Consider the following 22,473-nt stretch of genomic DNA (forward strand, 5'->3'; position numbering starts at 1 on the left):
TCATTCGGCAGATTAGGAGGATTTAGCATGTTGGATTTCGAAACAAACATAGACGGCTTAGCATCAATTAAAGTAATCGGAGTAGGAGGCGGCGGTAATAACGCGGTCAACCGAATGATTGAAAACGAAGTACAGGGTGTAGAGTATATCGCGGTAAATACCGATGCCCAAGCTCTTAACCTGTCAAAAGCGGAAGTGAAAATGCAGATCGGAGAAAAGCTGACCCGCGGTCTCGGAGCGGGAGCGAATCCGGAAGTCGGCAAAAAAGCCGCTGAAGAAAGTAAAGAACAAATCGAAGAAGCGTTAAAAGGCGCTGACATGGTGTTCGTTACAGCCGGAATGGGAGGCGGTACCGGAACGGGAGCCGCACCGGTTATTGCGCAAATCGCCAAGGACTTAGGAGCTTTGACTGTCGGAGTCGTAACAAGACCGTTTACATTTGAAGGGCGAAAACGCCAGCTGCAGGCTGCAGGCGGTATCACGGCAATGAAAGAAGCCGTTGACACGCTGATCGTTATCCCGAATGACCGCATTCTGGAAATTGTCGATAAAAACACACCGATGCTTGAAGCATTCCGTGAAGCTGATAATGTGCTTCGCCAAGGGGTGCAAGGTATCTCTGACCTTATCGCGACACCTGGTTTAATCAACCTGGATTTTGCCGATGTCAAAACCATCATGTCCAACAAAGGTTCAGCATTGATGGGGATCGGGATTGCTACAGGCGAAAGCCGTGCTGCGGAAGCTGCCAAAAAGGCAATCTCCAGCCCGTTACTGGAAGCGGCAATCGACGGCGCGCAAGGTGTTCTAATGAACATTACGGGAGGTACAAACCTAAGCCTCTACGAAGTGCAGGAAGCAGCCGATATCGTCGCTTCTGCGTCTGACCCTGATGTAAATATGATTTTCGGTTCAGTTATCAATGAAAATCTGAAAGATGAAATCGTCGTCACCGTCATCGCGACCGGTTTTATCGAACAGGAAAAAGATGACTCAAAACCGCAGCGTCCGACTTTGAACCAAGGATTGAAGTCTCAAAGTCAGCCTGCTGCGAAACGTGAGCCGAAACGAGAAGAAACACAGCATCAAAATACGGTGAACCGTCATACGTCACAGCCGGCTGATGATGCCCTCGATATTCCTACATTTTTAAGAAACCGCAACAAACGCGGATAATGCAAAAAGGACAAGACCACATGGTTTTGTCCTTTTTCTTTTTCACGACCAGTCTTCCTTCCTATCCCCAATGATTCATACAGCGGAAAAAGAAACTTTATTCCTACGACGATTTGATTGTTTTTTGATTTCGGGTGACCATCTGACAGAATGTGACAATATCTGAATAGAAGATTGTCTACATTTAACGTACAACATCGAAATTACAAACGATTCCAATTATGAGGGGGGATACCAATTTAATATTGCGTTTCCAGATAAGGGGGGATACGATTGAAGAAAAAAACGAGAAAAAGATGGACAGGCTCCGTTTTAAGCGCGATTGTCGTCAGTTCACTGCTGTTTCCGGGTACGGCCGGAGCGAACAGCACACCGGGAGCGGTTTCTTTCACCAAAGATCTTTCTGCCTCTAAGAGCATTCAGCATAAGATTTCCGATTCAGTCAAAAAGCGTTTTGAAAAAAGTGATAAAGTCACGTTTCTCATCAAATTTAAAGAGAAAGCCAATACGAAAAAAGCAGTTAAAGAAGCAGAAAAAAACGCCAAGTCTCAATCGCTTTCCGTGGCAAAAACCGAATATCAAAAGCGGTCAGCCGTCATCTCTTCTTTAAAAGTGGCGGCTCATGATGCGCAGCAAAATATGAAAACATATTTGGAAAAACAAAAAAAGAAAGGCAAGGCGGATCATATCCATTCCTATTATATTGTCAACGGAATGGCAGTCACTGCTTCGAAAGAGGTAATGGAAAAAGCCGCCTCATTTCCTGAAGTAGAAAAAGTTCTTCCGAATGAAAAGCGTCAGCTTACTCAATCAAAAGCTCCTTTTCAAATGAAGAAAAAACAAAAAGAGATCAAAGCAAAGGGAGGCATTGAATGGAACATCAGTCAAATTGACGCGCCGAAGGCATGGGCCTCAGGGTACGACGGCACCGGTACGGTTGTCGCCTCCATTGATACAGGGGTTCAGTGGGATCATCCGGCGCTTAAGGAAAAATACCGGGGGTACGATCCTAAAAACCCCGCAGTGCCGAACCATGAAATGAACTGGTATGATGCCGTGGCTAAAAAAGACGCGCCCTACGATGACCTTGAACATGGCACTCATGTAACAGGCACCATGACGGGTTCAGAACCTGACGGCTCAAATCAAATCGGTGTGGCCCCTGGCGCGAAATGGATCGCAGTAAAAGCATTTTCGGATGATGGAGGAACCGATGCCGACATTTTGGATGCCGGTGAATGGGTGCTTGCGCCAAAAGATAAAAACGGTACTCCTCATCCCGAGATGGCGCCGGATGTTGTCAATAATTCCTGGGCAGGCGGCTCAGGAATCGATGAGTGGTACCGCGATATGGTGAATGCATGGAGAGCAGCAGGGATTTTTCCGGAATTCTCTGCGGGAAATGTAGACTTGTTTACACCGGGGGGGCCCGGTTCAATCGCAAATCCGGCCAATTATCCGGAAGCATTTGCGACAGGTGCGACCGACAGCCAAAAGAAACTCGCTGATTTCTCACTTCAAGGCCCCTCACCGTATCATGAAACAAAACCGGATATTTCGGCACCGGGAGTGAATATCCGTTCCTCTATTCCTGGGGGAACATATGAAGGCGGCTGGAACGGAACTTCAATGGCCGGACCGCATGTGGCAGCGACGGCGGCTTTGCTACGGCAGGCGAACGCTTCTATTACGGTCGATGAAATGGAAGACGTTTTGACGCGCACCGCCGAAAAGCTGACAGACTCCGATTTTCCGGAATCACCGAATAACGGTTACGGCCACGGCTTAGTCAATGCTTTTGACGCTGTTTCTGCTGTAACAGATGGAATAGGAAGCATAGAAGGCAAGGTATCCTCTGCGGGTGAAGATCACAATCCGCCCAGCTGGCATCATGAACCCGTCTCAGAAGCTTACAAAGGTGCAAACCTCCCGTTAACGGTTACGGCGGAAGATGATGTAAGTGTGACGGAGGTGTTACTTTCCTATCAGTTTGATAAAGGAGAGTGGAAAACGATCGCCGCCGTTCGAAAAAGCGGTGATGAAAAAAAGGGAACATACCAGGCGGACATTCCGCACGTAACGGGCAGCACGGTAAGTTATAAATGGACAATAAAAGATTTCGGAGGTCATTCCGCAGAATCTGATACGTACCGGGCTGACGTAAAACCAAGCATTACGGCGGGGTACAAAGAGGATTTTGAATCACAGCCGGCCGGCTGGTTCAGTTACGGGACACATGACCAATGGGAATGGGGAATCCCGAGTTCAGGGCCAGGCGCTGCATTTTCCGGAGATAAAGTATATGCGACGAACCTGTCCGGACCTTATGCCGATTCAGCCAATATGAATTTGGTGATGCCTCCGATCCAGGTTCCGGATTCAGGAAGGTTGTTTTTGCAATTTAAAAGCTGGCACAAGCTCGAAGAATTCTTTGATTACGGGTATGTGTTCGTTCTTCCGGAAGGAAAATCAAATTGGGAGCAGGCGGCTGTTTACAATGGTGACTCCGCCGGATGGAACGATGAAGAAGCAGATTTATCTGCGTATAAAGGCCAAAACATAAAGCTTATGTTTAATATGCAGTCAGACGAAGTACTCAATGAAGACGGATGGTATATCGATGATGTCCGGCTTTCAAGCAGCTCTCTCGGCAAAGCAGCCGAAAAAAGGAAATCCAATAGACAAACAACGCCCGGTCATCTGAAGAAAAAAGCTGTCAGTCCGAAAGAGGCTAAACCGGCGGTGAAATCACCCGAGAAAACGGTGAAACGTGAAACCAATCTCCTGCCGCTCAGAGCGCAAATCAGTGTCGCCGAGACGGGGAAATCCGTGTATTCCGACCCTGCAACCGGAAGCTACAGCCTGTCTCATAAAGCGGGAAACTACACGCTGAAAGCTGAGGCTTACGGATTTAAGCCAGCTGTGAAACAAGTTTCCATTCAATCAGACAAAACCGCACAGGCAGACTTTACCTTGGAGCAAATGCCGTCCGGTACGTTAAAAGGAACCATCACCAATCAGTCAACAGGCGAACCGGTGGAAGGGGCTGTGCTTTATGTTGTAGAGGATGCCGCAATTGAGCCGGCGGTGACAAATGATAAAGGGGAATATTCGCTTCAGGCGTACGAGGGCTCCTATACAATCAAAGCAGCCGCAAAAGGCTTTTACAACAGTGAATTTTCTGTTGATATCAAAGGAGATGCTGAAAAAAACGCCAAGCTTAAGCCGTATATCGGCTATGAAGGGGAAATTGCCTATGATAACGGGACCGAAGAAGCCGCGCTGTCATATTTTAAGGCAGGCAGCAAATCCGCGGTCAAGATGACGCTTAAAGACGGAAAAGAACACGGTATGCTGACAGGAGGCCTCTTTAAATTTTGGGGCGCGGACTGGCCTGATCCGGGCGGCACCGAATTTCAAGCGGAAGTTTACGATGCATCCGGACCTGACGGGGCCCCGGGCAGCAAAATTGCCGGCCCGTTCCAAGCTGAAGCGCTTCGAAACGGAGAATGGACGAAAGTGGATCTCAGCTCAAAAGGAATCGCAGTCGGAAAGGATTTTTATCTAGTGTTCCGCCAGACGAAACCCAATCCTTATTCACCGGCCCTGTCATCTGATGACGGCAGTCCGTATTCGAACAGAAATTGGGAATATCTCGACGGCAGCTGGTCAAAAGCCGATAAATCAGACGGAAACTTTATGATCCGGGCTCTGGTCAACTACGAAGCTATTGTGCCTGACATTACGTCACCTGATGACCGGTCGTTTACAAACAAGAAGACAATCACGGTAAAAGGAACGGCCTCTCCGGGAACCGCTGTCCGCCTTACCAATAACGGTAAAACCGCCGCTGAAACGAAAGCCGGTGCAGACGGCAATTTCCAGGCGGATGTCACACTCCGTAAAGATGCCAATCGGCTGACGGCGGCATCTGTGACAGACAGGGGATCAACAGATGAGTCACGCCCTGTCACGGTCATATTGGACCAGGATAAGCCGGATGTGACGATTGACAGTCCGGCAAACGGAGATAAAACAAATAAAGAAGCAGTGACCGTAAAAGGAAAAGCTTATGACGCCCATTTAAAAGAGGTAAAGGTGAACGGCAAAAAAGCAGAAGTGAATAACGGCTCTTATCAAGCAAGAATCCTTCTGGAAAACGGCAGCAATGAGATCAAGGTTACGGCCTCAGACGAAGCGGGTAACAAAACAACGAAAAAGACGGTAATCGATGTCAATTACAACGCTCCCGTCATTTCGGGGCTGGTTCCCGGAGCGGATAAAGAATTAAAAGCCGGAGAATCAGTGAAAATCGCCTTTTCAAGCGGGAAGAAATTAGACGCAACCTTCGTTATCCGTCTGCCTCTGACAAACGCGCGGGCGGGGAGCCAAAACGCAACGGAGCTTCCGCTGAGAGAAATTTCTCCGGGAAGATATGAGAGTTACTGGACGGCGACCTCTTCTATCAAAGCAAGCGGAGCAAAAATTGACGTTATCGTAAGAGATGACTACGGAAATGAAACGAGACAGACGGCAAAAGGAAAACTTTATATTAACGATTAAAACAGAGCGCTGCCAAGACACGGCAGCGCTTTTTTTGTTGCGGCGGTCAATAGGAATCAATCCTCCCGGCCCTCGACAAATAAAACGATTATCCCTTAAAAATTGTACTTTCCCCTCAACATTAATTGACAGACTTTCCCACAGAGCTTGCTTTATACTTATGAAACAAGAGAGAGAAACAGATATGTAAGACAAAAGAGGAAAGGGGTCAGATGTGAAAATCTATCTGGATGTCATTTGGCTGTTGAACTTTTGTTTTGATTCTCTTTTGCTTTTATTAACCGCCTTTATTTTAAAACGCCAGGTAAAAAAAAGAAGAGTGGCCGCCGGCGGTTTCATCGGGTCAACCATTGTACTTCTGATGTTTACGCCTGTTTCTCCCTTTGTGGAGCATCCGGCGGGAAAAATGGCATTTTCAGTTGTGATCGTGCTTACGGCTTTTGGCTTTAAACGGTTTCGGTACTTTTTTCAAAATTTGTTCGCCTTTTATTTCGCGACCTTTCTCGTCGGCGGGGGAATGATCGGCGTACATTCCCTGCTGCAGACAGAATCAATTGTGCAAAACGGCGTTATGGTCACGAGCCAGACCGGCTTCGGCGACCCGATCAGCTGGATGTTTGTTGTCATCGGATTTCCGGCTGTATGGTTTTTTTCAAAAAAGAGAATCGAAGACATCGAGACGAAGTCCATTCAGTACGATGAACTTGTCATGGTTCAGGCAGAATTCAGCGGACAGACAATCCGCGCGAAAGGTTTGGTGGATTCCGGAAATCAGCTGTATGATCCGCTGACGAAAACGCCGGTCATGATTCTCCACATTGACAAATTCGCTCCGATTCTCAGCGAAAAGGAAACGGACATCATCAATTCCGCCGGTCCGCTTGAAGTGATAGAGCAGCTTGATGAATCGTTCCGGCATGCGGATAAGCTGAGGCTGATTCCATACAGGGGCGTCGGCCAGGATAATCAATTTTTACTCTGTTTAAAGCCGGATTACGTCACGATTTTAACAAAAGACGAGATGATCGCATGTGAAAAATGCCTGATCGGCATCAGCACGAAACCACTATCAGCGGACGGTGAATTTGACGGAATCGTTCATCCGAAGATGCTGACCGGAAAGGCTGTGAAACATGTATCCTGACGAAAAGTCTGTTATTCATCATACTCAAAACGCGTTGTATTTAGAAGGGGGAGGAAGATGAAAAAACTTAAGCTGCGTCTGACATATTTGTGGTATAAATGGCTGATGAAACTCGGACTGAAAAGTGATGAAGTGTATTACATAGGAGGAAGTGAGGCGCTGCCGCCGCCTTTGTCTAAAGAAGAGGAGCAGGTGCTCTTATTAAAGCTGCCGAGCGGGGATCAGGCGGCGCGGGCCATCCTGATTGAAAGAAACTTACGCCTTGTCGTTTACATTGCCCGCAAATTCGAAAACACGGGCATCAATATCGAGGACTTAATCAGCATCGGCACCATCGGTTTGATCAAAGCGGTAAACACTTTTAATCCTGAGAAGAAAATAAAACTTGCGACGTATGCGTCACGATGTATTGAAAACGAAATTTTAATGTACTTGCGCCGAAATAATAAAATCCGTTCAGAGGTGTCTTTTGATGAACCGCTGAACATTGATTGGGACGGAAACGAACTGCTCCTTTCGGATGTGCTCGGTACAGATGATGATATTATTACAAAAGACATTGAAGCCAATGTGGATAAAAAACTTCTGAAAAAAGCGCTTGAGCAATTAAACGATAGAGAAAAGCAGATCATGGAACTGCGTTTCGGACTTATCGGAGAAGAAGAAAAAACCCAAAAAGATGTAGCCGACATGATGGGCATTTCACAATCTTATATCTCACGGCTCGAAAAGCGGATTATCAAAAGACTGCGAAAAGAGTTTAACAAAATGGTGTAAAATTTTTTCCATCTGACGGCCCTTACTGCTGCAAGGATTGTCGGAGGCGGATGTTTATTTCTGTAAAAAGCCGGTGCATATTTTTCCCACCCGAGGAGATACTTAACGTTGTACAGCAGCTCCTAGTGGGAGGGAAAAACGTGTCAAGAAATAAAGTCGAAATTTGCGGGGTTGATACCTCCAAATTACCGGTGCTCAAGAATGAAGAGATGAGAAAGCTGTTTAAGCAATTGCAGGATGAGGGCGATGATTCAGCGAGGGAAAAGCTTGTAAACGGCAATCTGCGCCTTGTCTTAAGCGTCATTCAGAGGTTTAACAACAGAGGAGAGTATGTTGATGACTTATTTCAGGTCGGCTGCATCGGACTAATGAAATCCATTGATAATTTTGACCTCAGCCATAATGTTAAGTTTTCAACATACGCTGTACCGATGATCATCGGAGAAATCCGCAGATATTTGCGGGATAACAATCCGATCCGCGTCTCGAGGTCGCTTCGCGATATCGCATATAAAGCGCTTCAAGTAAGAGAGCGGTTAATCAGTGAGACAAGCAGGGAGCCGACAGCAGAGGAAATCGCCAAAGTTCTTGAAGTGCCCCATGAAGAAATTGTGTTTGCCCTTGACGCCATCCAAGATCCGGTATCACTGTTTGAGCCGATTTATAATGACGGCGGCGATCCGATCTACGTGATGGACCAGATCAGTGATGAGCGCAATAAGGATACACAATGGATTGAGGAGCTGGCTCTGAAAGAAGGCATGAGACGACTGAACGAACGGGAAAAAATGATTTTGCGAAAACGCTTTTTCCAGGGGAAAACCCAAATGGAAGTCGCAGAAGAAATCGGCATATCCCAAGCTCAGGTCTCAAGGCTTGAAAAGGCAGCCATTAAACAAATGAATAAGAATATCCATCAATAACGGAAAAAGCCTTTAAACATTGTGTTAAAGGCTTTTTTCATGCGCCGGTTTACGTCTGCAAAAAAGTAATGTATTCTAATATGAAAAGTTTTAAGAAAATTTGAATAAATAAACGGGGGAAAGCGCAATGATTTTACATCTGGACAATGTATCATTAAAAAGAAACGGCAAATGGATCTTGAAAGATATCAACTGGCGCGTTGAGAAAAACGAAAATTGGGTGCTGTACGGATTAAACGGAGCCGGAAAAACCGCTTTGCTGAATATGTTATGCTCATATTACTTCCCCACTTCAGGAGAGATGCAGGTGCTCGGCCACCATTTCGGCAAAACAGAGCTCGGTGACAGACTCAGAAGGAAAATCGGCCTTGTTTCAGCAGGACTTCAGCACAAATTATATGCCGCGGATTCCGCTTTTGAAATCGCCCTGAGCGGCGCGTACGCCTCAATCGGGCTGTACGAAACCCCGAGTGAACAGGTGAGGGAAAAAGCGATCGGTCTTCTGAAGGATTTAGGCGCCATCAGTTACGCCGACAGAAGGTATGAGACGTTATCACAGGGGGAAAGGCAAAGAGCGCTGATTGCGCGGGCGCTTATGGCTGATCCGGAACTGCTGATTTTGGACGAGCCCGTGACGGGTCTGGATTTTATGGCAAGAGAGCAGCTGCTGGACACGATTACGTCTATCGCTGAAAAAGAAAATGCGCCGTCCATCCTTTATGTCACCCATCATGCTGAAGAAATTCTGCCGGTATTTGATCAGGCGCTGCTTTTAAAACAAGGCGAGGTGTTCGCATCAGGGAAAATCAGAGACATGCTTTCTGATGAGCGGCTTACAGCGTTTTTCGATATGCCTGTCAATGTCATATGGAACAACGGCCGCCCGTTTTTAACACGTGCAAAAGCGGCATCATCCGTAAAATAACATAACGTTCACCCTGGGGGTGCTGCCATGCAGCTGAGAGAGACGTTTGTCTCAACCCTTAACGGACCTGATCCGGATCATGCCGGCGGAGGGAAGCGGTGAAAAAAGCGGAGGAAGATCCGTTTTTTACCCGTTTCATTTGATGAAACGGTTTTTTTGATACAGCCAAAGGAGAGATTTTCAATGAATCAGCTTGACATGCTGCTGCACCAGGCGGAAAAACGGCGGGACGACTTAATACATATTGCTGAAAGGTTGATAGCCTTTCCGACTCCGGCCCCGCCGGCAAGAAATACGGCAGAAGCTCAGAAGTGGGTCGCCGGATTTTTAAAAGAAACCGGCTGCTCGGTCGATATGTGGGATGTGTATCCGGAAGATCCGAACGTAGTCGGCGTTTTAAAAGGGACGGATTCAAACCGGCATCAAAGCCTGATTTTAAACGGACACATTGACGTGGCCGAGGTTCAGGGTGAAGACTGGGATACTGACCCGTTTCAGCCGCTCGTAAAAGACGGCATGCTGATCGGAAGGGGCGCTGCTGATATGAAAGGGGGATTGGCGTGTGTTCTTTTTGCTCTGCAGCTGATACATGATGCGGGCATTAAGCTTGCGGGCGACCTTATTGTACAGTCTGTGATCGGAGAAGAAGTCGGTGAGGCGGGGACGCTGGAATGCTGCAAACGCGGCTATTACGCGGATTTTGCGGTTGTCGCCGATACGAGCAGCCTGCATATTCAAGGGCAGGGCGGTGTAATCACCGGCTGGATAGAATTGAAAAGCAAAAAAACATTTCATGACGGCATGAGGCGCAATCTGATTCATGCGGGCGGTGGCGCATTCGGAGCGAGCGCAATCGAAAAAATGGCGAAAATCATCACTGCCTTGGGTGAGCTGGAGCGCCACTGGGCGGTAACGAAAAGCTATCCCGGCTTTGCGCCCGGCACCAATACAATCAACCCCGCCGTCATTGAAGGGGGAAGGCACGCAGCGTTTGTCGCCGATGAATGCAGATTATGGATTACCGTCCACTTTTATCCGAACGAAACACACGAACAAGCAGCCGCTGAAATCGAAGACTATATAAATCGTGTCTCTGACAGCGATCTGTGGCTCAGGGAGAACAGGCCGGTGTTCAAATGGGGCGGCTCTTCCATGATTGAAGACAGAGGCGAGGTGTTCCCGGCGCTTGAAATCGACCCGGAGCATCCGGCAGTTTCTGTCCTGGCGGCCTCACACTCAGCCGTCAAAAAACAGGAGCCGGTCATTGATGTTTCCCAAACCGTAACTGACGGAGGGTGGCTTTATAATGCCGGGATTCCGAGTGTAATATACGGGCCCGGTGATTTAAAAAACGCCCACTCCGTAAACGAGGAAGTGTCCGTTGATGAGCTTATAGACTATACGAAAGTCATGCTGAGCTTTATCCTCACCTGGTGCAGCCGCAAAAAAGATTGCCCGATGTGACAAGGTTCAGCCCGGCCGTTCATATAATAGGAAAAAGAATGGGCGAAGGGCGTGATACGAATGATCAGCATATCTGAATTTCAAATAAAAGATGTGGTAAACGTGTCGAACGGAAAAAAACTCGGCAGCATCGGTGATATTGATATTAACGTGACAACGGGGAAAATTCAGGCGATTATTTTAGGCGGGAGCGGAAAAGTTCTCGGTTTTTTCGGAAAAGAAGAGGAAATGATCATTCCTTGGCGAAATATAGTTAAAATTGGGGAAGATGTCATCTTAGTGCGTGTAAACGAACCAAAGGGGGGAGCGTAATCCTCCCTTTACTTGTAAAATGCCGGAAATCTCAATGTTTCCGGCACATTTATTTATCCGATTTTTCAATCAGCCGCTAAACGTATGCTTGAAATTGTGTTAAAATGAGTGGGAAATTACGCTTTTTTAATGTTTGTCGAAAGGTTGGATCCTCATGAATACATATCACCCGTTTAGTTTTACCACCCCCTCGGCACTCATGATAGAAGACTGGAATCATGTGAATCAGCATAACACAAAGGTCATCGCCGGATTCACAACCAAAAACGGAGGTGTCAGCAATCCTCCGTATGAGTCATTAAATACCGGATTGCACGTCCGGGACGAAGCTCATGATGTTGTGAAAAACCGTGAAGTCATAGCGTCCTTATGCGGTACTGATCTGGATTCCTGGGTATTCGCAGATCAGACACATGAAAACCGCGTCCGACACGTGACGGCCGGGGATAAAGGAAAAGGGGCGAGAGACTATTCCTCCGCATTCCGCGGGACGGACGGGCTCTATACGAAAGATACGAATCTTTTTTTGGCCCTGTGTTTTGCAGACTGTGTGCCCTTGTATTTTTATGACCCGGTAAATTCCATTATCGGCGCTGCCCATGCCGGATGGAAGGGGACGGTCAGACAAATCGGGCGCATCATGACGGAACGCTGGGTAAACGAAGAAGGCTCACGCTTAACAGATATTCAGGCTGTCATCGGTCCGTCTATCAGTGCAGTAAGCTATACCGTCGACGACCGCGTCATTAATGAAGTCCGGGCGCTGCCTTTTTCGGCTGAATCCGCCATATGTGAAACGGAAAAAGGCCAGTATCAGCTTGATTTAAAAGAGGTAAACCGCCTTCTTCTGATACATTGCGGCATTCCGGAAGAAAACATTTCAGTCAGCGGTTTATGCACTGAACGAGAGCATGAATTATTCTTTTCACACCGCCGCGACAAAGGGAAAACGGGACGCATGATGTCCTTTATCGGAATGAAGGAGGCATAAGTTATCTTGCGTGTTGCTGATCAATTACGACATATAAACGAAAGAATAAACGAAGCATGTAACAGATCGGGCCGAAGCCCCGAAGATGTAACCGTCATCGCGGTTACAAAATACGTATCAGCCGAAAGGGCTCAAGAGGCCGTCGATGCTGGTATTACAAGTCTGGGAGAAAACCGGGATACGGAGCTTATCCGCAAGCAGGATGTCATCAAAGGCAGCCCGGAGTGGCACTTTATCGGCAGTCTTCAGACCAGAAAGGTGAAGGCGGTCGTTGACCGTGTATCTTATATTCATTCCTTAGACAGACTGTCATTGGCAAAAGAGATTGAAAAACGGGCGCCGCATGCGGTTCGCTGTTTTGTGCAGGTGAATACTTCGCGTGAGCCGTCTAAGCACGGTTTGAAAACAGAGGAGGTCATCCCCTTTATCAGAGAGCTTTCTGACTTTAGAAACATTTCTGTAGAGGGCCTGATGACGATGGCTCCCCTGACAGACGATACAGAAACGATCAGAGCCTGCTTCCGGCAATTGCGTGATCTGAGGGATCAGGTGCAGCAGCTGAATCAGACAAACGCACCGTGCCGGGAACTTTCAATGGGCATGTCAAATGATTATGAAATCGCTGTTGAAGAGGGCGCTACTTTTATCCGAATCGGCTCTTCATTAGTCGGAAATGAAACGGGGGGTGTAAACAAATGAGCATGAAAAATAAATTGAAAAACTTTTTCTCAATGGATGAGGAGGAGTACGAGTACGAATACATTGAAACAGAGAAGGATCATCCGGAAGAACACGAACAGCAGAAAGATAAACAGCCTGCCTACGCCCAGAAGCCGGCGGGGAAGCAGAACGTAGTAAGCTTGCAAAGTGTTCAGAAATCCTCTAAAGTGGTGTTGAGTGAACCTCGTGTATATGCGGAAGCGCAGGAAATCGCCGATCATTTAAAGAACAGGCGGGCGGTTGTCGTCAATCTTCAGCGCATCCAGCATGATCAGGCGAAAAGAATCGTCGACTTTTTAAGCGGAACCGTCTATGCTATCGGCGGCGACATTCAAAGAATCGGTTCGGATATTTTTCTGTGCACGCCTGATAATGTCGATGTTTCCGGCACGATTTCGGAGCTCATAAATGAAGACGAACATCAGAGGTGGTAAAGCAGGATGATTCTTTATCAAATTTTTTCCGTTCTGAGTTATTTAATTTACATCTACTCGTTTGCCCTGATTATCTATATCTTTATGTCATGGGTGCCGAGTACGAGAGAAACGGCGGTCGGACGGTTTCTCGCAGCGATTTGCGAACCGTACCTAGAACCGTTCAGAAGGATCATTCCGCCCATTGCCATGCTGGATATATCCCCGATTGTAGCGATTATCGTGCTTCGATTTGCCACGACGGGACTTTGGGGCCTGTACCGCATGATCGCAATGTATACTTGAATGTGACAGTTTGATACGGGCTTGGCACCAGCCAAGCCTCTTTACATAGAAAGGAAAGAACATGAGCGATATTTACCAGCACTTCAGACAAGACGAGCGGCCTTTTATTGATCAGGTGCTTGAATGGAAACAGATTGTCCAGGACCAGTACCGGATGAAGCTGACTGATTTCTTAGATCCCCGGGAACAGGTGATTGTAAAAGCCGTTATCGGTGATGCCTGCGGCCTTGCGTTTTTCGGAGGCTATGACAGGGCTGAACGCAAACGCGCGATTTTATACCCCGAATATATGGAACCTGAACAGGATGATTTTGAGCTCCGGGCTTTTGAAGTTCAATACGCTGAAAAATTCGTCAGCATCGACCACCGCTCTCTTCTCGGGTCATTAATGGGAATCGGCTTAAAGCGGCAGAAATACGGTGATCTGATTTTCTCAGAGGAAGCCGTGCAGCTTATCGTCTCAGGTGAAATCGCCGATTTTGTCGGCACCCAGCTGACCAAAGCGGGCAAAGCGCCGGTAAAGCTTGAGAAAATCGAGCTTTCCGCACTTCACATTCCCGCTTCAGATGTCGAAATAAGGGAAGACACGGTTTCTTCATTACGCCTTGACGCCGTCTGCGCTTTAATGAGCAGGCAATCCCGGCAGAAAGCGCAGGCGCTTGTGAAAAACGGGCTCGTTAAGGTGAATTGGAAAGCCGTTGAGGATCCTTCCTATCAGGTTGCTGAAGGGGACATGCTTTCGATTCGGGGCTTCGGACGATGCAGTTTGACAAAAGTTGACGGAAAAACGAAAAAAGACAAATGGAAAGTTACGTTTGAACGGCAAAAATAAGTCGTTTTTTCAGTTTTTTTCTCCATCTGTGCCGTATTTGTTTTATAATGTGAACTAGATAACCGTACTGAAATGTAAAAATGGAGGTGGCAATATGCCATTAACGCCGAATGATATCCATAACAAAACGTTTACAAAAGGTTTTCGCGGATATGATGAAGATGAAGTAAATGAATTTTTAATGCAGGTCAGAAAAGATTACGAAATTGCACTCCGTAAAAAAACGGAGCTTGAGGCGAAAGTGAACGAGCTGGACGAAAAAATCGGCCACTTTGCCAATATTGAAGAAACGCTGAATAAATCAATTCTCGTAGCCCAGGAAGCGGCAGAAGACGTAAAGCGCAACTCGCAGAAAGAAGCGAAGCTGATCGTCCGTGAAGCTGAAAAAAATGCCGACCGCATTATCAATGAGTCGCTTTCCAAATCAAGAAAAATCGCAATGGAAATTGAAGAGCTGAAGAAACAGTCTAAAGTGTTCAGAACGCGTTTCCAAATGCTGATTGAAGCGCAGCTCGACCTGCTGAAAAACGATGATTGGGATCATCTGTTAGAATACGAAGTCGACGCGGTATTTGAGGAAAAAGAATAATTTTCTGATTTTCTTGACATTCTCCGGCCCGTTCGAATATAATACGTTCATAAATTCAGATGAAAAGACGATTGAAAGGGACCGGCATGACTCAAAACAGGCTATAAAGCGAACCGGGGAAGGTGAAAGCCCGGGATGGCCGGAAGCATGCAGATCAGCCCTTTAGTTTCCTTTCTGAACCGCCAGTAGGAAAGGACGTTCCATCACGTTACGATGTTCGAGAGGAAAGGACGGCTGACCGTTTTTTCTAAAAGGGTGGTACCGCGAGATAAGCTTTCTCGTCCCTTATGGGATGAGAGGGCTTTTTTTATTTTCTGAAAAATGTTGTGGAGGAATGAAAATGGATTACAAAGATACGCTGTTAATGCCGAAAACAGATTTTCCGATGCGCGGAAATCTTCCGAACCGTGAGCCGGACATGCAAAAAGATTGGGAGGAGCAGGACATTTACCGTCTTGTTCAAGAACGGACGAAAGACCGCCCGAAATTCGTACTGCATGACGGACCTCCTTATGCAAACGGAGACATCCACATGGGCCATGCCCTGAACAAAATCCTGAAAGATTTTATCGTCCGCTATAAATCAATGAGCGGCTATAACGCACCGTATGTGCCTGGCTGGGATACACACGGCCTGCCGATTGAAACGGCGCTGACGAAAAACAAAAAAGTAAACCGGAAAGAAATGTCCGTAGCCGATTTCCGCAAGCTTTGCGAAGAATATGCATGGCAGCAGATCGAAAGACAGCGCGAACAATTTAAGCGTCTCGGCGTCAGAGGCGATTGGGAAAACCCATATGTGACCCTTCAGCCTGAATTTGAAGCGCAGCAGATCCGCGTTTTCGGCGAAATGGCGAAAAGAGGCTATATTTATAAAGGCCTGAAGCCTGTCAACTGGTCGCCTTCCAGTGAATCTGCCTTAGCAGAAGCGGAAATTGAATATCAGGACAAACGTTCCGCGTCTATTTATGTTGCATTTAAGGTGAAAGACGGCAAAGGTGTTCTGGAAAACGGTGAAAGCTTTATTATCTGGACGACGACGCCGTGGACGATCCCTGCCAACCTCGGAATTTCCGTTCATCCTGACCTTGAATACAATGTCATCAAGGTTGGAGACAAGCGTTACGTAGTGGCGGCTGAATTAATCGAAAGCGTCGCGCAGGCATGCGGATTTGAAAATCCGGAAGTTGTCGCATCATATAAAGGCAGAGAATTAGAATACATCACTGCAGAACATCCACTGTACGGCAGAGATTCACTCGTCATGCTTGGTGACCACGTCACAACCGATGCCGGAACAGGCTGTGTTCATACTGCTCCGGGCCACGGGGAAGATGACTTTATCGTCGGCCAAAAGTACGGCTTAGAAGTACTGTGCCCTGTTGATGAAAAAGGTAACATGACTGACGAAGCGCCGGGCTTTGAAGGAATGTTTTACGATAAAGCCAATAAACCGATCACGGAGAAGCTTGAAGAAAACGGCGCGCTCTTGAAGCTCGAGTTTATTACACACTCCTATCCGCATGACTGGAGAACAAAAAAACCGACCATCTTCAGAGCGACAGCGCAATGGTTTGCATCAATTAAAGATTTCAGATCCGATCTGCTTGATGCCATCCAACAAACGAAGTGGGTGCCGGAGTGGGGCGAACAGCGCCTTTACAACATGGTGCGCGACCGCGGTGACTGGTGTATTTCAAGACAGCGCGTCTGGGGCGTTCCGATCCCGGTATTTTATGCTGAAAACGGTGAGCCGGTCATCACTGACGAAACGATTGAACACGTTTCTGAGCTGTTCAAAAAACACGGCTCAAACGTCTGGTTTGAAAGAGAGGCAAAAGACCTCCTGCCGGAAGGGTTTACACATCCGGGAAGCCCGAACGGTATTTTCACGAAAGAACAAGACATTATGGATGTATGGTTTGATTCAGGATCTTCTCATCAGGCCGTTCTTGAAGAACGTGATGATCTCGTCCGCCCGGCTGATTTATACCTTGAAGGCTCTGACCAATACCGCGGCTGGTTTAACTCATCTCTTTCAACCGCTGTTGCAGTCACTGGCCAAGCACCGTATAAAGGCGTATTAAGCCACGGATTTACACTTGATGCAAACGGCCGTAAAATGAGTAAATCACTCGGCAATACGATTGACCCGACAAAAATCGCAAAACAGCTTGGAGCAGAAATTCTGCGTTTATGGGTATCTTCCGTAAACTATCAGGCCGACCACCCGGTTTCTGAAGACATTCTGAAGCAGGTCGCTGAAGTATACCGGAAAGTCCGCAACACGTTCCGCTTCCTTCACGGCAACCTGTTTGACTTCGATCCAAGTGTCAATGCCGTTGCTGTTAAAGATCTTCGCGAAGTGGATCAATATATGCTGATCAAGCTCAATAAGCTGATCGATAAGGTGAAAAAAGCGTACGATGAATACGAATTTGCGGTTGTTTATCACAGCATTCACAATTTCTGCACGATCGAGCTCAGCTCTTTCTATCTTGATTTCGCAAAAGATGTTGTGTACATCGAGCATGCGGATCATCCGGACCGCCGCAGCATGCAGACCGTCTTTTATGAAACGCTGCTGGCGTTAGTGAAGCTGACGGCGCCGATTCTCCCGCATACAGCGGATGAAATGTGGTCTCACTTATCATTTGTTGAAGAAGCGAGCGTACAGCTGACAGATATGCCGGAAACCATCTCTGTTCCGGACAGTCAAGCGACAGAAGAAAAATTCGACCGCTTCATGGAGCTTCGCAACGACGTGCTGAAGGCTTTGGAAACAGCCCGTAACGAGAAAATTATCGGAAGATCATTGGAAGCGAGCCTGACTTTGTATCCGAACAAAGAAAACCGCGACCTTTTGTCATCCATTAAAGAAAATATCGCGCAGCTGTTTATCGTCTCAGAACTGACAGTAAAAGACGAAAGTGAAGCGCCGGAAACAGCGCAAAGCTTCACGACAGGAAAAATGACCGTAGAAAAAGCGGAAGGCCAGATGTGTGAGCGGTCCCGCGTGATTTCTAAAGATGTCGGAGCCAATCCGAAGTATCCGACATTATCACTGCGAAATGCGGAAATCGTTGAAAAATATTATCAAAAATAATGAATGAGAAAGCGCCCGGTCAGCCGGGCGCTTTTTTACATGCCAGCAATGTCATCGATTAGAACGATAGGAAAAATCTTATGGGCTTCAAATGACGCAGCCGGGGCAACAATAAAGCTATAACATCAAGAGCAGGAGTTGTGATGAATGAATGAATGATCAACTGACCGCAATCCACACGGAGCTTCTCATGATGAAAGAAGAACTTCAATCAAGATTATTCGAATATTCTTGCTTTCACATGTCAGCATCTGTTGAACCTTCAATGAACGACCAAGAAGCAACTCTGATCTATCATATAAAAGAAGAACTTCAGGACGTTCTTCTTGCCCTGTCTAAGTTTGAAAACAATACGTACGGTTATTGTGAAAAAACAGGCGCCCCCATTCCGATTGACAAGCTTGCGGTTTTGCCGACGGCCAGAACCGCTGATGATTTTTATTATCCCGCTCAATTTGAAAAGAAAACCCTTCCATACTGGGTACCCGGAGATTATGCATATGATCAGGCGCTGTATGAGTGACAGCGTCTGTCTGCATGCGCTTATGATCTGCCTTTACTCCGCCATCTTTTACTGATAAAATTCATAAAGGATAAAAGTAACTGTATACTGGAGGAACGTGTGTGCTTTATTATCTTATCGCTCTTTTTATTATTATTGCCGACCAATTGACCAAATGGCTTGTCGTCAGCCATATGGAATTGGGACAAAGCATACCTGTCATCGATCAGGTGCTTTATATCACTTCTCATCGCAACACGGGAGCGGCATGGGGGATTTTAGCCGGGCAAATGTGGTTTTTCTACGTCATTACCATCGCCGTGATTATCGGAATCGTTTATTACATACAGCGTTATGCAAAAGGGCAGATGTTACTCGGGATTTCTCTCGGCTTAATGCTGGGAGGTGCGGCCGGAAACTTTATTGACCGGGCGGCGCGCCAGGAAGTGGTGGATTTTATTCATGTCATCATCGTGAATTATCAATATCCGATTTTTAATATCGCGGATTCATCACTGTGCGTCGGTGTGATACTTTTATTTATTCATATGCTGTTTGACAGCGGGAAAAAGAAGGAGCAATAACATGAATCAATTTGAGATAACCGTTCAGCCTGAACAAAAAAGCGAACGGATTGATAAATTTTTGGCTTCAACAGGAGAAAACTGGTCACGCACTCAAGTGCAGCAATGGGTAAAAGAGGGATTGGTATCCGTTAACGGCAAATCCGTCAAAGCCAATTATAAAATGCAGCCCGGCGATCAGGTAAACGTCACCATTCCTGAACCGGAAGAACTGGACGTGCTTGCAGAGCCGATGGACTTGGACATTTACTATGAGGACCAGGATGTCTTGGTTGTGAACAAACCGCGGGGGATGGTCGTACACCCGGCGCCCGGCCATGTGACAGGGACGCTTGTAAACGGGCTGATGGCTCACTGCAATGACCTTTCCGGTATTAACGGCGTAATGCGCCCGGGAATCGTCCACCGGATTGATAAGGATACTTCCGGCCTGTTAATGGTCGCCAAAAACGATATGGCGCATGAGTCACTCGTTAACCAGCTCGTCAATAAAACCGTGACCAGAAAGTACACAGCGGTTGTTCACGGAGTGATTTCACACGATGACGGAACGATTGACGCTCCGATCGGAAGGGATAAAAAAGACCGTCAAAGCATGACCGTAACAAGAGAAGGCAGCAAAAACGCCGTCACGCATTTCCACGTGCTTGAGCGTTTTCAAGATTTCACGCTCGTAGAGTGCCGTCTTGAGACTGGGAGAACGCATCAGATCCGCGTCCATATGAAATATATCGGATTTCCTTTGGCGGGCGATCCGAAGTACGGGCCGAGAAAAACGGTTGATTTCAACGGCCAGGCGCTGCATGCCGGAATATTAGGCTTTGATCATCCGCGGACGGGCGAATACATGGAGTTTGAAGCGCCCCTTCCTGAAGATATGAAAAAACTCATTGAACTTTTGAGAAATAGTCATTGACAGCGAGTTTCTTTTCTGAAATAATAAAAACAAGCTGAATAGATTCTTTAACACAGTCCAGAGAGGCTGAGAAGGATAACGGATAGGACAGAAGAGATACGTGTGTGTCTTCGTCCTGGAAAGGAACCCCTCTATGCTCTGGCAGGAGGGGTTTTTTCTTCTTATATACGAATGGAGAGGTGTCACGAGTGAATCAAAAAGCTGTTATTCTCGACGAACAGGCCATCAGACGGGCGCTGACAAGGATAGCCCATGAAATGATTGAACGGAATAAAGGAATGAATGACTGCATTCTTGTAGGGATTAAAACAAGAGGCATTTATTTAGCAAAGCGGCTGGCCGAACGGATTGAGCAGATTGAAGGGAATCCGGTCACCGTGGGAGAAATCGATATTACCCTTTACCGTGACGATCTGACGAAAAAAACGAGCAATGAAGAACCGCTTGTAAAAGGTGCGGACATTCCGGCCGATATTACAGATCAAAAGGTCATTGTGGTTGATGATGTGCTTTATACCGGCCGGACGGTGAGAGCGGCGATGGATGCACTCGTTGATGTCGGGCGGCCGTCATCGATACAGCTTGCCGTGCTTGTCGACAGAGGGCACCGGGAGCTGCCGATCAGAGCGGACTATATCGGGAAAAACATTCCGACCTCAAAAGCTGAAAAAGTGATGGTTCAGCTGAGCGAAGTTGATCAGACTGATATGGTCGCCATTTACGAAAATGAATAATCACCCTTTTTAAATGCATTCCAGAGAGTTTGCGAAGAGGATTTTAAAACACAAAGCCGGGCGGATCGACGCGGCCGGGTTTTGTATGCCTCTTTGCAATAAAAGCAAAGAGGTTTTTTTATACCATTTGAAAGTCAACCGGGAGGAAACACGCCATGAGTAAGAAAAAAGTAAACCTGGGAGTCAGGGACGTCCCCAATCCATTGTCTTGGCTGTCATTCAGCCTGCAGCATTTATTCGCCATGTTCGGCTCAACCATTCTCGTGCCGAAACTGGTCGGGATGAGCCCGGCAGTCGCGCTTGTCACAAGCGGAATCGGAACACTCGCTTACCTCTTGGTGACAAAAGGCCGGATTCCCGCTTATCTCGGCTCATCATTCGCTTTTATCTCACCGATTATCTTGGTGAAAGCGACGGGGGGACCGGGGGCTGCCATGGTCGGCGCTTTCCTGGCGGGAATTGTGTACGGGCTGATCGCGCTCCTTATCAGGCAGCTTGGAACGGGGTGGCTGATGAAGCTGCTGCCGCCGGTGGTCGTAGGGCCGGTCATCATCGTCATCGGACTCGGACTGGCAAGCACAGCCGTCAATATGGCAATGTATGCCGATCCGAATGCGAAAGAACTCGTCTACAGTCTGAGGCATTTCAGTGTAGCCGGTGTCACCTTGGCAATCACCATTATCTGCGCCATCTTTTTACGGGGATTTTTAAGCCTGATCCCGGTATTGATCGGCATTATAGGCGGCTATCTGTTTGCGCTGACACAGGGAATCGTCAATTTCCAGCCGGTCATTGATGCAAAATGGTTCGCCGTTCCTGAATTTATCATACCTTTCAAAGACTATACGCCGTCAGTGACATTGGGCATTGCGGCTGCGATGGTGCCGGTCGCTTTCGTGACGATGTCAGAGCATATCGGCCATCAAATGGTGCTGAGTAAAGTTGTCGGACAGGATTTCATTAAAAAGCCGGGGCTGCACCGCTCCATAATGGGGGACAGTGTTGCGACGATCATCGCTTCGTTAATCGGCGGCCCGCCGACGACAACGTACGGCGAAAACATCGGTGTACTGGCAATTACAAGGGTTTTCAGCGTCTTTGTCATCGGCGGCGCGGGTGTGATTGCGCTGTGCTTCGGATTTATCGGCAAAGTTTCAGCGCTGATCAGCTCTGTTCCGTCCGCAGTTATGGGCGGCGTTTCCTTCCTGCTCTTCGGAATCATCGCCTCCAGCGGCTTGAGAATGCTGATTGACAACAACATTGATTATGAAAACAAGAGAAATTTAATTATCACATCCGTCATCCTCGTGATCGGCGTCGGCGGTGCTTTCATTCAAGTATCAAAAGGCGGGTTTCAAATATCCGGCATGGCGCTTGCGGCAATCGTGGGAGTCATCCTGAACCTTATCCTGCCGCACACAAATGATGAAGACGCGGACGCAGCAGAACAACAAAATCATATGTAAACCTTTTAAAGAAAGTCCAGAGAGGCTTGG

20 protein-coding genes and 1 riboswitch are annotated in these 22,473 nt (G+C 47.3%); all 20 genes read left to right on the forward strand.

Annotation, left to right across the window (positions count from 1 at the left end; all coding sequences use genetic code 11):
- Positions 1 to 27 precede the first annotated feature (27 nt).
- The 20 genes from ftsZ (at position 28) to pyrP (ending at position 22,443) form a co-directional block, all read left to right on the forward strand.
- Complete coding sequence (gene ftsZ, locus ACW5MY_RS08310; RefSeq protein WP_013352177.1) at positions 28 to 1,176, forward strand: cell division protein FtsZ; 1,149 nt, start codon at positions 28 to 30, stop codon at positions 1,174 to 1,176.
- Between the two features lie 273 nt (positions 1,177 to 1,449).
- Complete coding sequence (locus ACW5MY_RS08315; RefSeq protein ID WP_014470428.1) at positions 1,450 to 5,739, forward strand: S8 family peptidase; 4,290 nt, start codon at positions 1,450 to 1,452, stop codon at positions 5,737 to 5,739.
- 214 nt (positions 5,740 to 5,953) lie between these two features.
- Positions 5,954 to 6,883, forward strand: coding sequence for a sigma-E processing peptidase SpoIIGA (spoIIGA, locus tag ACW5MY_RS08320; RefSeq protein ID WP_013352179.1), 930 nt, complete (start codon positions 5,954 to 5,956; stop codon positions 6,881 to 6,883).
- Positions 6,884 to 6,940: 57 nt separating this feature from the next.
- The gene (gene sigE / locus ACW5MY_RS08325) at positions 6,941 to 7,660 is read left to right on the forward strand and encodes an RNA polymerase sporulation sigma factor SigE (RefSeq protein ID WP_013352180.1); all 720 of its coding nucleotides are present in this window, start codon (positions 6,941 to 6,943) and stop codon (positions 7,658 to 7,660) included.
- Positions 7,661 to 7,800: 140 nt separating this feature from the next.
- The gene (gene sigG / locus ACW5MY_RS08330; RefSeq protein ID WP_013352181.1) at positions 7,801 to 8,583 is read left to right on the forward strand and encodes an RNA polymerase sporulation sigma factor SigG; all 783 of its coding nucleotides are present in this window, start codon (positions 7,801 to 7,803) and stop codon (positions 8,581 to 8,583) included.
- 127 nt (positions 8,584 to 8,710) lie between these two features.
- The gene (locus ACW5MY_RS08335; RefSeq protein WP_013352182.1) at positions 8,711 to 9,508 is read left to right on the forward strand and encodes an ABC transporter ATP-binding protein; all 798 of its coding nucleotides are present in this window, start codon (positions 8,711 to 8,713) and stop codon (positions 9,506 to 9,508) included.
- 5 nt (positions 9,509 to 9,513) lie between these two features.
- A riboswitch (TPP riboswitch) is annotated at positions 9,514 to 9,619 on the forward strand.
- A 72-nt stretch (positions 9,620 to 9,691) separates the two neighbouring features.
- Positions 9,692 to 10,972, forward strand: a complete 1,281-nt coding sequence (locus ACW5MY_RS08340; protein ID WP_013352183.1) for an acetylornithine deacetylase — start codon at positions 9,692 to 9,694, stop codon at positions 10,970 to 10,972.
- Between the two features lie 60 nt (positions 10,973 to 11,032).
- Positions 11,033 to 11,284 (forward strand): YlmC/YmxH family sporulation protein, encoded by a 252-nt coding sequence (locus ACW5MY_RS08345; protein ID WP_003154415.1) that lies wholly within the window; start codon positions 11,033 to 11,035, stop codon positions 11,282 to 11,284.
- 154 nt (positions 11,285 to 11,438) lie between these two features.
- Complete coding sequence (pgeF, locus tag ACW5MY_RS08350; RefSeq protein ID WP_013352184.1) at positions 11,439 to 12,275, forward strand: peptidoglycan editing factor PgeF; 837 nt, start codon at positions 11,439 to 11,441, stop codon at positions 12,273 to 12,275.
- A 6-nt stretch (positions 12,276 to 12,281) separates the two neighbouring features.
- On the forward strand, positions 12,282 to 12,974 hold the full coding sequence (locus tag ACW5MY_RS08355; RefSeq protein WP_013352185.1) for a YggS family pyridoxal phosphate-dependent enzyme: 693 nt from the start codon (positions 12,282 to 12,284) through the stop codon (positions 12,972 to 12,974).
- Entirely contained in the window at positions 12,971 to 13,429 is a 459-nt protein-coding gene (sepF, locus tag ACW5MY_RS08360; protein WP_013352186.1) for a cell division protein SepF, read from the forward strand. The genes ACW5MY_RS08355 and sepF overlap by 4 nt, the downstream gene beginning before the upstream one ends.
- Before the next feature lie 6 nt (positions 13,430 to 13,435).
- On the forward strand, positions 13,436 to 13,714 hold the full coding sequence (locus ACW5MY_RS08365) for a YggT family protein (protein ID WP_003154408.1): 279 nt from the start codon (positions 13,436 to 13,438) through the stop codon (positions 13,712 to 13,714).
- Between the two features lie 61 nt (positions 13,715 to 13,775).
- Positions 13,776 to 14,546: a YlmH family RNA-binding protein gene (locus ACW5MY_RS08370; protein WP_013352187.1), complete on the forward strand. Its 771-nt coding sequence runs from the start codon at positions 13,776 to 13,778 to the stop codon at positions 14,544 to 14,546.
- A gap of 94 nt (positions 14,547 to 14,640) precedes the next feature.
- Positions 14,641 to 15,135, forward strand: a complete 495-nt coding sequence (divIVA, locus tag ACW5MY_RS08375) for a septum site-determining protein DivIVA (protein ID WP_003154406.1) — start codon at positions 14,641 to 14,643, stop codon at positions 15,133 to 15,135.
- A 340-nt stretch (positions 15,136 to 15,475) separates the two neighbouring features.
- Positions 15,476 to 18,241, forward strand: a complete 2,766-nt coding sequence (gene ileS, locus ACW5MY_RS08380; RefSeq protein WP_013352188.1) for an isoleucine--tRNA ligase — start codon at positions 15,476 to 15,478, stop codon at positions 18,239 to 18,241.
- A gap of 151 nt (positions 18,242 to 18,392) precedes the next feature.
- A complete protein-coding gene (locus ACW5MY_RS08385; RefSeq protein WP_013352189.1) occupies positions 18,393 to 18,764 on the forward strand; it encodes a TraR/DksA family transcriptional regulator in 372 nt (123 codons plus the stop codon).
- A gap of 101 nt (positions 18,765 to 18,865) precedes the next feature.
- Positions 18,866 to 19,327, forward strand: coding sequence for a signal peptidase II (lspA, locus tag ACW5MY_RS08390; RefSeq protein ID WP_013352190.1), 462 nt, complete (start codon positions 18,866 to 18,868; stop codon positions 19,325 to 19,327).
- Position 19,328: 1 nt separating this feature from the next.
- Positions 19,329 to 20,243, forward strand: coding sequence for an RluA family pseudouridine synthase (locus ACW5MY_RS08395; RefSeq protein WP_013352191.1), 915 nt, complete (start codon positions 19,329 to 19,331; stop codon positions 20,241 to 20,243).
- A 188-nt stretch (positions 20,244 to 20,431) separates the two neighbouring features.
- Entirely contained in the window at positions 20,432 to 20,977 is a 546-nt protein-coding gene (gene pyrR, locus ACW5MY_RS08400; protein WP_003154392.1) for a bifunctional pyrimidine operon transcriptional regulator/uracil phosphoribosyltransferase, read from the forward strand.
- Between the two features lie 155 nt (positions 20,978 to 21,132).
- Positions 21,133 to 22,443 carry a uracil permease PyrP gene (pyrP, locus tag ACW5MY_RS08405; protein ID WP_013352192.1) on the forward strand — a complete coding sequence of 437 codons (1,311 nt, stop codon included), beginning with the start codon at positions 21,133 to 21,135 and terminating at the stop codon, positions 22,441 to 22,443.
- Positions 22,444 to 22,473 lie beyond the last annotated feature (30 nt).

Source organism: Bacillus sp. Bwzl_19 (assembly GCF_054900515.1).

What these genes read in the sequence shown, in the direction of transcription:
- ACW5MY_RS08385 (WP_013352189.1), top strand. Translation starts at nt 18,393, where the DNA reads ATGAATGATCAACTGACCGCAATCCACACGGAGCTTCTCATGATGAAA.
- pgeF (WP_013352184.1), top strand. Translation starts at nt 11,439, where the DNA reads ATGAATACATATCACCCGTTTAGTTTTACCACCCCCTCGGCACTCATG.
- sigE (WP_013352180.1), top strand. Translation starts at nt 6,941, where the DNA reads ATGAAAAAACTTAAGCTGCGTCTGACATATTTGTGGTATAAATGGCTG.
- ileS (WP_013352188.1), top strand. Translation starts at nt 15,476, where the DNA reads ATGGATTACAAAGATACGCTGTTAATGCCGAAAACAGATTTTCCGATG.
- divIVA (WP_003154406.1), top strand. Translation starts at nt 14,641, where the DNA reads ATGCCATTAACGCCGAATGATATCCATAACAAAACGTTTACAAAAGGT.
- ACW5MY_RS08335 (WP_013352182.1), top strand. Translation starts at nt 8,711, where the DNA reads ATGATTTTACATCTGGACAATGTATCATTAAAAAGAAACGGCAAATGG.
- ftsZ (WP_013352177.1), top strand. Translation starts at nt 28, where the DNA reads ATGTTGGATTTCGAAACAAACATAGACGGCTTAGCATCAATTAAAGTA.
- pyrP (WP_013352192.1), top strand. Translation starts at nt 21,133, where the DNA reads ATGAGTAAGAAAAAAGTAAACCTGGGAGTCAGGGACGTCCCCAATCCA.
- ACW5MY_RS08340 (WP_013352183.1), top strand. Translation starts at nt 9,692, where the DNA reads ATGAATCAGCTTGACATGCTGCTGCACCAGGCGGAAAAACGGCGGGAC.
- sepF (WP_013352186.1), top strand. Translation starts at nt 12,971, where the DNA reads ATGAGCATGAAAAATAAATTGAAAAACTTTTTCTCAATGGATGAGGAG.
- ACW5MY_RS08395 (WP_013352191.1), top strand. Translation starts at nt 19,329, where the DNA reads ATGAATCAATTTGAGATAACCGTTCAGCCTGAACAAAAAAGCGAACGG.
- ACW5MY_RS08345 (WP_003154415.1), top strand. Translation starts at nt 11,033, where the DNA reads ATGATCAGCATATCTGAATTTCAAATAAAAGATGTGGTAAACGTGTCG.
- ACW5MY_RS08365 (WP_003154408.1), top strand. Translation starts at nt 13,436, where the DNA reads ATGATTCTTTATCAAATTTTTTCCGTTCTGAGTTATTTAATTTACATC.
- ACW5MY_RS08370 (WP_013352187.1), top strand. Translation starts at nt 13,776, where the DNA reads ATGAGCGATATTTACCAGCACTTCAGACAAGACGAGCGGCCTTTTATT.